Raw genomic sequence first — 11,921 nt, forward strand, 5'->3', positions numbered from 1 at the left:
CGACCATTGTATTTTCACGATATATTCTGCTCGCATGGCAACATCGGCAAGTACGGATGCCCGTTCATTCGGTGGTCTGTTTTATTTACTTTGTGACGAAGTCGGCACACTCGACTGGGCCTTGGCCCTGCAGCAATTGGTCGATTTAATCCACGAGATCGCCACCAAAGCCGGGAAGAGACTTTCGGCTCTCATTCAGCGTCAACTCCAACAGTCGATTGCTGCTTTGCCCAGTTACATTAAGGCGTATTTGCCGATTTCAAGCTGCGAAAGTTGAGTTATATAAAAACAAAACTAACATATATCATAGTTTAAGTTGAAGATCGTGCTGGCGGCCCTTTCCCCGAAAGTTTGCTCAAGTCGACCCATAATTTCGTTAGCCTTCGTCCGAATTTGCCCTCCACCGTATTGCGTTCGCTTGCATCCAGCCTGGCGATTCGTTTACTCTCGGCCTGATCCGCTTGCTTCGAGGGACGACCAAGCGCTGGCCGTTGAGCCGAATCCCATGTTCTTTGCAGTACGCACGGTTCTCTCGATTCCGATAGATTTGGTCGGTCAACACATCATTTGGATACACGCCGAATCGCACCTCTAGAGAAGCTAGTCGGCAAAACTCACAGTGGAGGTGGACTGGCTCAAGAAAAATCCGACCTTAATTGCCCCTTGTAAGTGCGGAAACGATGGTTGAGCGTGGCCATACTGAGATCATAGTGAACGTTAGGCAGATCTGCTCGGTGTGTGAACAGAACGAGCAGATAGCGTCCAAGCGAGGAGTAACAAGAACTCGAAGAGAATGTGCAACTCATGCATCGCGTCGATGATACCTATATGAAACATCCTTGCTCCGGTTATCGCGCATGATCGGTTTTCTCGGGATCAGGGCTTCTCAATGAATCGTAAGCGAGTACGCCGTCTGATGCATCTCATGGGTTTGAAGGCGTTCTATCCGAAGCCGAACTTGAGCGAACGCTTCCATACCCAGTGCGCGTGTCCTTATCTGCTTCACGGATTAACTATCGACAGGCCTAATCAGGTTTGAGGAATCGATATTATCTACCTAAGAGGGGGAGGGATTTATATAGTTGCACGCCTGTTGATTAACCACTAAATGGTAGAAAAAAAGCCGTCAACCCGGTAAAATGTTTGTACCCCTACAAACAAACCGAAAGGTGACGACTCCATGAAAAAGTCTACCACGATCCTGTCTATTCTTCAATCGCTTTTGACTATCGAAGAAGTTGAATCTATAGTCAAACGATTAGGATACGAGGACACAGCCCGTAAATTTACGGTCTATCAATTATTAAAATATTAGTGCACGGCCGCTTATGAAGAATGGCCTAGTTATCGGGCCGGCTCAGATCGTGCTTCTAGCAGCAGCTTGCCGGAAGTCCATTACTCTCGATTTTCAAGTAAAGCGGCGGAGGTCCCCTTCGCTGTGTTTAAGGAGCTTTTTCATGTACTCGTCCAGAAGTGTAACCGAGAAGTTCGGCGAAAGCTGGCTTTCCCCAAAGAATTGCTACTTATTGACTCGACTACGTTGACGGTTGGGAAACCCCGTCCGCCATGGGCGCCCTACTATGGAGAGCGAGCAGGCGTTAAATTGCATGTGGCTTTTAAGGCTGAGACCGAGCAACCGCTGCAAGTTGAAGAAACCGTGGGCTCTAAGCACGATGGACCGGTGAGCGACAGCTTCACACATGCGTCTTTCATCTTGGTAATGGACCGGGCCTACGGCAAACTGGAGCGACTGGATCGTTTCAAGCAAGAGGGACAATCCTTTGTTGTTCGTTTGCGCGACAATGTCCATCTGGAGAAGCCCAAAGTGTTACGTCGTCAAAGTCTGGCGGATTCGTCGGTTCTTCGTGATATCACCTGTCAACTCGGAACCCTGCAATGCCGTTCAGAAAAGCGTCATCGTGTCGTGATCTTTCGAGACTTCGAAGGCCGCGAAATTCGAGTAGTAACCGATTTGATGCATGTAACAGCGGAGCAAATTGCTCAGATGTATAAAGCACGCTGGCAGATCGAGGTGTTTTTTCGCTGGATCAAGCAGCATATGAACCTGACTACGCTATTTGGCACAACCGAAAATGCGGTGTACGGCCAACTGTGCAGCGCTCTAATGGTCTATGTCTTGCTCAAATGGTCGTTTGATGCGGTTTCCTCCGGAATGCCTCGGCATGCTAAACTCACATTTGTTCATTTCTCACGCCTATTTCTTCTTCGGAAATTGCCGGTTGAATGGAAGATCCGAATAGATCGCTTGTTTCAAACGTATACCTCTCTCAGGGTGATTTAGGTTACAATTTTTGGTTAATCAACAGGTCTGATATATTTGTTAACATCATCGACTGGTACAGCGGCGCGGTGATTGATTACGAACTGTCCAGCAAGCTCGAAAAGGACTTTGTTATGATATGCCTCAAGCGTGCTTTCAGCGCGGTAAACTAGAGATCATGAGCAGCGATCAATGTTCACATTTTACTAATGCGGATTATCTGAATCTGTTGGAAAAGGAAGATATCAAGGTTTCTATGGACGGGCAACAGACAACAGCTGTACGGAATGTTACTTTCGTTCTCCCGAAATACGAATGTATCTTCTTGAATGAATCTGAAAGACTCTGGCGCGCTGCGCAAAGGAGTAGCATGTTATGTCCAGTTTTACTTACAATCAGGCTCGACCCCTTCAGTCTCTTGAAGGGGTCGAGCCCTGTCAGTTTATGTCCATGATGTCGGAGGAATCCCATCCCAATTCAATAGATTACGAGATTGGAGGACACGACTTATTCCTCAAAAAATCGTGTCTTGACAATGTGAGCATTACTAAAAAGGCCACCAAGAGGTCGAGCACATCATACAAGCCACGGAAAACAATCCTTTTAGAGGGGGGATGTATAGGGGCCATCTTGTTAGCATCGAGTTATTGGTGGATTTACCACTTCAAAACCAAGAGCATCTGTCTCACCTTTGAGAATAAGATTGATGCTCTTGCTAAAGAAGTAGAGGAGTTTAAGATTACCCAATCTATCCCCGAGATTTGCAAAAAAATCACGGCAACGATTATACCTCAAATCGGGGAAATCGACCGGTTTAACCGCGTAAAAAATTAGTAGCATTTGCTGGGGGCCGAGAGTCTACGCTTCAAGAAAATTTACAGCAACCACAAACCGGATTACAAAACGAGGCTCTATTGCAATTAAGGCATGCCTTATATATGGCTTTCTATGCGGGCTCAAAAGTTTAAGAAATAAAAGGCTGCGTGAATTCTATGACAAGAAACGCGGCGAAGGAAAACTCTACCGAGCCGGTTGTAGCGTGTATCAACAAAAATTCTTAACTGGATTTATACAATAATAGGGTGTGTCTTCAAACTATAAATCCATTACGAAACATGGTAAACTTCTCCTATGAGAAGACGATATGAAATACGCGATGATCAATGGGATCAAATAAAAGATGTACTGCCACCGGAATGGAAACGTCAAGGCGGACGCATTGCAAAAGACAATCGGATGATGCTGAATGCCATACTATGGGTTGCCAGATCTGGAGCACCGTGGCGGGATTTGCCCGAACATTACGGTTCATGGAAAACGGTGTACACTCGTTTCCATCGCTGGCAGATAGCGGGCATATGGGATGAAATTCTGAAGCATGTGTCTATATCCCCTGATTTTGAACATATCATGATCGATGCCACCATTGTCTGCGTCCATCAGCATGGAGCAAGTGCAAAAGGGGGCAGCAATTTCAAGCCATCGGACGATCCAGAGGCGGAATAACGACCAAAATTCATGCCATCGTGGACGCGCTCGACAATTCGTTGCGCCTCGAACTGACCGCTGGCAAGAGCCACGACTGTGTGAAAGGCTATGAAATGCTTCAAGATATGGATCTGGCCGGTATGACGGTAATTGCTGATCGAGGCTATGACATGAATAACATCATGGAACGGATAGAGAAGCAACAAGCCATTGCCGTCATTCCGAGTCGAAAACATCGTAAAGTCCAGCGAAAGTGTGATTAGTGGCTCTACAAAGAACGCCACCTTGTCGAGTGTCTATTCAACAAGTTCAAACATTATCGCAGGCTGGCTACTCCTTATGATAAACAAACCTGTACATTTGCCGGCTTCTTATCGCTGGTCTCTATTTTGTTATGGCTAAATTAGGTTTGAAGACACGCTCTAGTACCTTGACCGCATCAAATTTCAGGATACAAATGTTTTAATTTTCCTCTGGCCTGCTCTGTAGTGAGGTGTCAGTGTACCGACTTCTGTGCCTGATTGCGATTCGTTTCCCAAGCGGCTGCTTCTCGCTGTAAGTGTTCGATGGAGTCAATTCGGCGATGCAGACATTGCACCGTAAGAGCGCTCAGTTCGATTTCAGCGATGTTCAGCCAACTCCCATGCTTGGGCGTGTAATGGATCTCAAGACGCTTGGCCAAAGATAGCGCTCTGTCAGGCGTAAATGCTCATACAAGGAGGAAATCGTGTGGGTGTTTAAGTTATCCATGACGAGCCGGATGCGCTTCGCATTCGGGAAATGATTCTCAAGCAACTCACAAATATGCTCCGCCCAATCGGCTTTGGTCCGTCGTTCACTCACGTGGACATGGTGCCACCCGGCTAGCGGTTCGGTAAACAAGAACAAACTGGAGCTACCCTTTCGCACGTATTCATAGTCTTCCCGGCGCGCCTTTCCAGGCTTCATCGGCTCCGGCGGACGAGAATGAGCGAGCAACTGTACAGGTTGTTCATCCATGCAAATGAGCGGAATTTCAGCGTCGTAGGGAAGCACATAGGTTTCCAAGATATCTTCCATTCGCGCGACAAATCCACTGCTGGCTTTGGTCGGAATGCACCATTGCTTTTTTAGGTGAGGCTTAAGTTTCGTTTTTTTAACGTCGTCCTAATGGTTTCCCGTCCTACCGACTCTAGAATATTCAATTCGATGACTCGACGCGTCAACAGTCGGATCGTCCAACGTGCATAACCTGGAGGTGGCTCGGAGCAAGCCAGCGCGATGATTCGAGCTTCGACCTCCCAGGTCACTTGGGAAGGACGGGCAGGTTCGGCGCGTTCACGGTAACGCAAAGTCTCATGAATCCCGCGTGTGCAGTAATCCCGGATCTCGTGTTGTACTCCGTGGCTTCGCTCACGCTCGCGCGGCGAGCAATTTCAGATTGAATGGGAATCGCACCCTGATTCTCATCGGCCAGAAGAAGCACGAGACAACGACATCGAAGGCTCTTGGATGTAGACTTGCCATGAAGGTGCTGCTCGATCTGTTCGCGTTCCTCATTTTGGAGTCGAATCTCGTATTTTTTGTTCACCGATAACTCCCCCCAAATTTTTCTTATAGGAGCCATTCCTGTAATGAAGTAATTTGAGCTTTGAATGAAAAAAGCACCTCTAGTATACTGGGAATCGTTCCGACCAAAGAACAAACCCACATACGAAAAGAGGCACTCACTATGAAGTATAAGCTAAAACAGAAACAGAATCAACGGATTACACGAATTACCGAAAAAACACTGGTCGTTGGAGCAGACATCGCCAAAAAGGTTCATGTGGCGCGGGCGGTGGATTTCCGAGGCATTGAGCTAGGAAAAGACTGCGTATTCCATAATGACCATAGAGGGCTAACGAAGCTGGTCATGTGGATGAAGGAACTGGGTCAAACACAAAGCAAAACAGACATCGTGTTTGGTATCGAACCTACCGGACACTACTGGTTTCCGCTAGCGGCTTTCTTGCAAGATCAAGGCATCCAAGTTGTCGTTGTGAATCCGCATCATGTGAACAAGACAAAAGAACTGGAGGACAACTCTCAGACCAAGAGCGACTACAAGGACGCCAAAGTCATTGCCGATCTCATCCGAAACGGGAAGTACTCGGAGCCAAAGCTACCGACGAAGGAATATGCAGAATTACGAATTCTCATGAACCTTCGGGAGAAGGTGTCGGCTAGCTTGACTCAGGTCAAAGGCCGCATTGGTAACTGGCTTGATCGGTTCTTTCCCGAGTACACCACGGTATTTAAGGACTGGGAAGGTAAGGCATCGCTCATGACGTTGCGAGCATTTGCGCTGCCAGTGGATATTGTCCTGAAAGGGGCAAGAAGTGTTCTGTCTCACTGGAAAACGGAGGTCCAACGTGGCGTAGGTATCAAACGGGCAGAGGCACTCTACACGGTTGCATCTGAATCGATTGGACTTACAGAGGGTGCAAGAGCTGCTCGGATTGAGTTGGACACGCTACTGGGGCAGTACGACCTGTTTTGTGAACAACTTGAACAAATCATGAATCAGGTTATGCACATACTCAGCGAGATCCCAGGGGCCCAGCAGATGCTGAGCGTGCCAGGAATCGGAGCGATAACAGTAGCCGGTTTTCTAGCGGAGGTAGGCGATCTGAACAACTACGATCACGGACAACAAATCATACGGCTAGCTGGGCTGAACATGAAAGAGAACAGTTCGGGCAAGCGCAAGGGCAGAACAGGGATTAGTAAGCGAGGACGATCACGTTTGCGTGCGCTGCTGTTCCGTGCCGTGATGCCAATGGCTGCTAAAAACAAAGCTTTTAAGGCACTTCATCAACATTACACAACCCGTAGTCAGAATCCGCTCAAGAAGAAACAATCGCTCATTGCCTTATGTGGAAAGCTGGTTCGAGTCCTGTATACATTGGGGACAAAGCAAAGAGAGTATGACCCAAATGAAGTGCTCGGTCCTGTAAGGCAGTTTCAAATGCAGTTAGAGGCAGCTTAAAAACAAAGCAAATCATCTGTAACTCGAGTTAATTCACATGTGTTAAGCAATGACAACAGAAGCACCGGAGAAGCCGACGAACAACATTCCATAAGGGCAACGACCCCGTAAAGGAGCAAGAATCGGCATCCACCCCTTGAGAGGTAGAAGGAAGGAATGTGAGGGCATAGACCCCGTGTGACATAGGAGGGTAAACCCCAAGGGTGAATGTGGAGATCCAACTGTGCAATCATATCCAATTATCCATAGTTTTGGAATCCAAACAATCCTAAGCTCTGTTCCTGCCTACGTCCTTACAGAAAATCAGGTGTAGGGCTACATTCTGCACAACCACCACTCAAGGAGTCAATGTTGAAATGCTGAGAATAAGCGAGAAAACAGGAGAAAACAATACTTTATAGTAGGAGGATCTTAAAGAATAAATCTAACTCGGTCAAGGTACTAGAGCGTGTCTTCAAACTAAAAAAAACTCCAAAACATGGTAAACTTCTCCTATGAGAAGACGATATGAAATACGCGATGATCAATGGGATCAAATTAAAGATTTACTTCCTCCGGAGCGAAAACTTCAAGGTGGACGAATTGCAAAAGACAACCGCATGATGTTAAACGCCATGCTTTGGGTCGCCAGATCCGGAGCACCTTGGAGAGATCTGCCGGAGCATTACGGTTCGTGGAAAACGGTATACACTCGTTTCCGTCGCTGGCAGATCGCAGGAATTTGGGATGAAATCCTAAAGCATGTTTCTGTATCCCCTGATTTTGAACATATCATGATCGATGCCACCATCGTTCGCGTCCACTAGCATGGCGCGGGTGCAAAAGGGGGCAGCAATTCCAGGCTATCGGACGATCCAGAGGCGGAATAACGACTAAAATCCATGCCATCGTGGATGCGCTTGGCAATCCATTGCGTTTTGAACTGACCGCTGGCAATAGCCACGACTGCGTGAAAGGCTATGAAATGCTTCAAAATATGGACCTCACCGGTAAGACTGTCATTGCCGATCGAGGTTATGATATGAACAACATTCTCGAACTGATTAAGGGGCAACAAGCGATCGCCGTCATTCCTAGTCGAAAACATCGCAAAATCCAGCGAAAGTGTGATTGGTGGCTCTACAAAGAACGCCATCTCGTGGAATGTTTATTCAACAAACTCAAACATTATCGCAGGCTGGCTACTCGTTACGATAAACTTACCTGTACATTTGCGGGCTTTTTATCACTGGCCTCTATTTTGTTATGGTTAAATTAGGTTTGAAGATACGCTCTAGTACGAATAACTTCTTACGTCCTTTAAATTCTAAATTGCGTGAAAACCTATAAGATCTATCCAGTACAGGCTTTCTTGTGACAAAATGAGCAACTTCAGTCGCTAATGGATATGTAAGCTATAAAGATATTTTTGTAATTCTGCTCTTAAATCTTCTCTATTTAGTGCAAACTCTATCGACGTCTTGATAAACCCTAATTTCTCTCCGACATCATATCTTTTTCCGTAAAAGTTATATCCTATAACTTTTTCCTTTTTATTCAATTTATTTAATGCATCAGTTAATTGAACCTCTCCACCATTACCTGCCTCTTGATTTTCAAGGATACTAAATATTTCAGGGGTAAGAATATATCTCCCCATAATTGCTTGATTAGAAGGTGCTCTTTCTATAGTAGGTTTCTCTATCAAACCAAAGATATTATACAGCCCCGTACTGAACATTTCACCATCTATTATACCATATCTAGATACTTCACTCGGTTCGACAGGTTGAATCCCTATTACTGAAGAGCGATAGTCATTGAAAATATCAATCATTTGCTTTAAACAGGGAACTTCAGATTGGACAATATCGTCACCGAGCAATACTGCAAATGGTTCATTCCCAATAAATTTTCTAGCACACCAAACAGCATGTCCTAGCCCTTTTGGATCTTTTTGTCTAATGTAATGAATATCAGCCAATCGCGATGATTTTTGAACTTCATTCAAAAGCTCTATTTTACCCTTTGATAATAAACTTTGTTCCAATTCAAAACAACTATCAAAGTGGTCTTCAATTGCCCTTTTACCCTTACCTGTTACGATAATGATATCTTCAATACCAGATTCAATAGCTTCCTCAACAATATATTGAATAGTTGGCTTATCTACTATTGGTAGCATTTCTTTAGGCATTGCTTTTGTAGCGGGCAGAAATCTTGTACCAAGCCCTGCTGCAGGTATAATTGCTTTCCTTACTTTTGCCATGACCCCTCCAAGTAATATGCTTAATTTATTGTTATTATTTTACCAAATCCAAATATTGATTTCTACTGTGTTGTGTCTTCATTGAAATCTCTGTCATCAAATGATAAAATGATTGGGATTATTTCGTTTTTTAAAGGAGAGGTACGTTAAAAATGGATTACAAACAATTACGGCGGTCGTCATCTTCCATGAGTGATAAAAGTTCAATAATTTTCTGGTTAATCATGATCTTATTTCTAATAATAATGGTAATTTATCCTTTTGAAAAAGGAATATTTAATGGAGGAACCTCAGCATTTGAAGGGCCTATATATAGTTTCCTGATATGGAGCGGACTACTCCTCTGCCTTCTTTCAATTTATCTAATAATAAACAAAGAATTGCTTCAGAATAATTATTTGTTAGTAACGATTGTTTGGCTATTACCACTAAGTTATTTGCTTTCACATCTTAATTCTGTTTCAAAGCATTTGTCTCAAAATATGGTACTTATTAGTTCAACTTATGCTATTTTTTTTATTTTTGGATTGTTGTTTGGCTCTCACAAAATTGGTAGTACTATTATCAAATTCGTTTTACTTTTGTCGGGTTACTCCATTGTTTTTTTTGGCTTTATAAACTTTTTTGGACATGCGAGCTATCAAGATGCTGTTATGGGCGCGGGACTTACTTTTAAGATACGTCTCAATTCAGTGTTTCAATATGCTCCAACATATGCAGCGTATCTTATAAGCCTATTGTTTCTTAGCATAAACTTATTTGTCTCTAGCAACAAATTAGTAGCCCGATTAGGATATTCTTTTATGTTGATTCCTATTTTCCTTTCCTTACTCTTGACGTATTCTCGAGGTGCACTTGTAATTATCCCTTTTTTGATTATTATTTTCATCTGCTTTATGAATATAAGAAAGCAACTAGAAATGTTACTTGTATTTTTTATAGTAATAATAATTTCCTTTTTGATTCTAGATTCAATTACTGAGATCGGAGTTGAAATTTTACAAGATAAATCATCAACTTTATCAATTAAGGGCTGGATCATTCTTACTATTGCGTCATTAGTAACATGTATATTTTCCGTTTTCATAAATCTCGCATTTGATAAAATTAAACTTTTTATTCATGTAATATTTAAAATTGAAAAATATAAATTTGCTTCATTTATTCTGCCAACATTAGCTTCCCTTATAGGTGCGGTTATTATTACTATGACTCTTACAAATTCTGCTTTTGTTAAGGTTTTGCCCACGGATCTTCAAAATATTGTAAGTAATATAAATTTTAAACAAAATAGTGTGCTAGAACGCGGAACATTTTACAGTGATTCCATGAAATTACTCAAAGATTATCCTTTTTTTGGCGCTGGAGGTGGTGCTTGGTCTACGCTCTACCAAAAGTATCAAAATAATCCTTATGTAAGTAGGCAGGCTCATAATTTTTATCTACAATATCTTGTGGAAGTTGGCATATTTGGTTTTTTCATTTTTATTTCATTTATATTGTTAATATTTATACTATTTGTAAAAAATTATATATCTATCGATGTAAATGCAAAACCTGTAACTTTTACATATTTTCTAATTTCTCTCCCTCTACTTTTACATAGTCTAATCGATTTTGATATGAGCTTTATATTTTTAACTTCTATAGTGTTTATTTGTTTAGGGGGTATTGCTTCTGGTTTGAGTAAACTTCATACTTCAACTATTAAAAAATTAAATCTTAAATTCATTAACTACCTGCTCCCTACATCTATGATATTATTAGCTTTATATATAGTTTTTATTAGCACACAATATTATAAAGCAACGAGTTATTATCAAGCAGCTTTTGCGGCAACTCAAGTCTCACAATCTAGTTTTGATCAAATTAACATACCGCTTGAAAAGGCTTTATCGATAAATCCCCACCATCCAGAATATCTATTATTAAAAATCAACTTACTCTTCCAGATATCTGAGCAAAATAAACAAGATTCACATCAATCAGATATTAATAGGATGTTAGAACAATTCAAGCAGAGTGACGCTCACAATCGTAATCTATTGGATTTAATGTATTATTATCAAATAAAATCTAATAACTTGGATGGTGCACTTAAAATTATTAATGATGGCCTCATAGACTTCACTTGGGATATCAATTTATACGAAACTAAAATTATGCTCCTAAAGGAGCTTGGTAATAACGCAAGAATTCAAAAACAAGCTAATTTGAAAAATAAATACTGGAACGAAGCTATTTCTGTATACGATCTTGTAATCAAAATGAATAAGTATCTAAAAACTTTACCAGAAGGACAGCAGGAGGGACGTCCCTTTAGTATTACTAATAAAATGAATTTTTCTATGGGTCAGATTGAATTTATTAATGGTAACTATCCTATTGCAGCAGATTACTTTAGCTATTCTCTTAGTGATAATTTAACTGATCCCATTAATAGAGAAATGGCTCGTTGGTATTTAGCTTCTCTTCATAAACAAGGACTAGATAACAAAGATTTATATAATAAACTAGTGAGTTTGTATCCAAATGAAAAAGAAGAAATTATGAGAATCATTACATCAAATTTCAATTAATAATTTCTGTGACCAATAAAATATATTTTATAGTAACTCAACTTTCGCAGCCTGAAATTGGCAGGTAGGTCTTGATGTAACTGGGCAAACCAGCAATCCACATCTGAAGTTGACGCTGAATGAGAGCCGAAAGTCTCTTCCCGGCTTTGGTGGCGATCTCGTGGATTAAATCGACCAATTGCTGGAGGGCCAAGGCCCAGTCGAGCGTGCCGACTTCGTCACAAAGTAAATAAAACAGACCACCGAATGAACGGGCATCCGTACTTTGCCGATGTTGCCATGCGAGCAGAATATATCGTGAAAATACAATGGTCA

The 11,921-nt window shown here is 42.3% G+C and carries 10 protein-coding genes and 4 pseudogenes; 8 read left to right on the forward strand and 6 right to left on the reverse strand.

The window, feature by feature from the left end; genetic code table 11:
- The 5 genes and pseudogenes from EYB31_RS40735 to EYB31_RS40745 form a co-directional block, all read left to right on the forward strand.
- Positions 1-277, forward strand: a pseudogene (locus tag EYB31_RS40735) (IS4 family transposase); the annotation flags it as partial.
- 573 nt (positions 278-850) lie between these two features.
- On the forward strand, positions 851-1,039 hold the full coding sequence (locus EYB31_RS41670; RefSeq protein ID WP_420819505.1) for an IS3 family transposase: 189 nt from the start codon (positions 851-853) through the stop codon (positions 1,037-1,039).
- 309 nt (positions 1,040-1,348) lie between these two features.
- Positions 1,349-2,302: pseudogene (locus tag EYB31_RS39605) on the forward strand (IS4 family transposase); the annotation flags it as partial.
- Positions 2,303-3,412: 1,110 nt separating this feature from the next.
- On the forward strand, positions 3,413-3,787 hold the full coding sequence (locus EYB31_RS40740; protein WP_206105545.1) for an IS5 family transposase: 375 nt from the start codon (positions 3,413-3,415) through the stop codon (positions 3,785-3,787).
- 20 nt (positions 3,788-3,807) lie between these two features.
- Positions 3,808-4,032, forward strand: coding sequence for a transposase (locus EYB31_RS40745; protein WP_240763230.1), 225 nt, complete (start codon positions 3,808-3,810; stop codon positions 4,030-4,032).
- Positions 4,033-4,265: 233 nt separating this feature from the next.
- On the opposite strand, the gene EYB31_RS41675 is transcribed toward EYB31_RS40745, so the two are convergent.
- Genes EYB31_RS41675 through EYB31_RS41180 form a run of 4 tightly spaced genes read right to left on the reverse strand, consistent with a single transcriptional unit; the run spans position 4,266 to position 5,339 of the window.
- Positions 4,266-4,451 carry a transposase gene (locus EYB31_RS41675; RefSeq protein WP_131019097.1) on the reverse strand — a complete coding sequence of 62 codons (186 nt, stop codon included), beginning with the start codon at positions 4,449-4,451 and terminating at the stop codon, positions 4,266-4,268.
- Entirely contained in the window at positions 4,400-4,828 is a 429-nt protein-coding gene (locus EYB31_RS39620) for a transposase (protein ID WP_131019098.1), read from the reverse strand. The genes EYB31_RS41675 and EYB31_RS39620 overlap by 52 nt, the downstream gene beginning before the upstream one ends.
- Before the next feature lie 50 nt (positions 4,829-4,878).
- Positions 4,879-5,100 carry a helix-turn-helix domain-containing protein gene (locus EYB31_RS41175; RefSeq protein ID WP_240763231.1) on the reverse strand — a complete coding sequence of 74 codons (222 nt, stop codon included), beginning with the start codon at positions 5,098-5,100 and terminating at the stop codon, positions 4,879-4,881.
- Entirely contained in the window at positions 5,055-5,339 is a 285-nt protein-coding gene (locus EYB31_RS41180) for a hypothetical protein (protein WP_131019099.1), read from the reverse strand. Before EYB31_RS41180 ends, EYB31_RS41175 begins: the two co-directional genes overlap by 46 nt.
- A gap of 141 nt (positions 5,340-5,480) precedes the next feature.
- Between EYB31_RS41180 and EYB31_RS39635 the strand changes: the two genes are divergently transcribed.
- Positions 5,481-6,779: an IS110 family RNA-guided transposase gene (locus tag EYB31_RS39635; protein ID WP_131019100.1), complete on the forward strand. Its 1,299-nt coding sequence runs from the start codon at positions 5,481-5,483 to the stop codon at positions 6,777-6,779.
- 494 nt (positions 6,780-7,273) lie between these two features.
- Positions 7,274-8,037, forward strand: a pseudogene (locus tag EYB31_RS39645) (IS5 family transposase).
- 120 nt (positions 8,038-8,157) lie between these two features.
- Here the strand turns inward: EYB31_RS39645 and galU are convergent.
- Complete coding sequence (gene galU / locus EYB31_RS39650) at positions 8,158-9,027, reverse strand: UTP--glucose-1-phosphate uridylyltransferase GalU (RefSeq protein WP_131019102.1); 870 nt, start codon at positions 9,025-9,027, stop codon at positions 8,158-8,160.
- 152 nt (positions 9,028-9,179) lie between these two features.
- Here galU and EYB31_RS39655 point away from each other — a divergent pair, with 152 nt between their 5' ends.
- The gene (locus EYB31_RS39655) at positions 9,180-11,606 is read left to right on the forward strand and encodes an O-antigen ligase family protein (RefSeq protein WP_131019103.1); all 2,427 of its coding nucleotides are present in this window, start codon (positions 9,180-9,182) and stop codon (positions 11,604-11,606) included.
- Between the two features lie 37 nt (positions 11,607-11,643).
- Here the strand turns inward: EYB31_RS39655 and EYB31_RS39660 are convergent.
- Positions 11,644-11,921 (reverse strand): annotated as a pseudogene (locus EYB31_RS39660) (IS4 family transposase); the annotation flags it as partial.

Origin of the sequence: Paenibacillus thalictri, assembly GCF_004307995.1 — a bacterium.
In the GTDB taxonomy this organism is placed as follows: domain Bacteria; phylum Bacillota; class Bacilli; order Paenibacillales; family NBRC-103111; genus Paenibacillus_AF; species Paenibacillus_AF thalictri.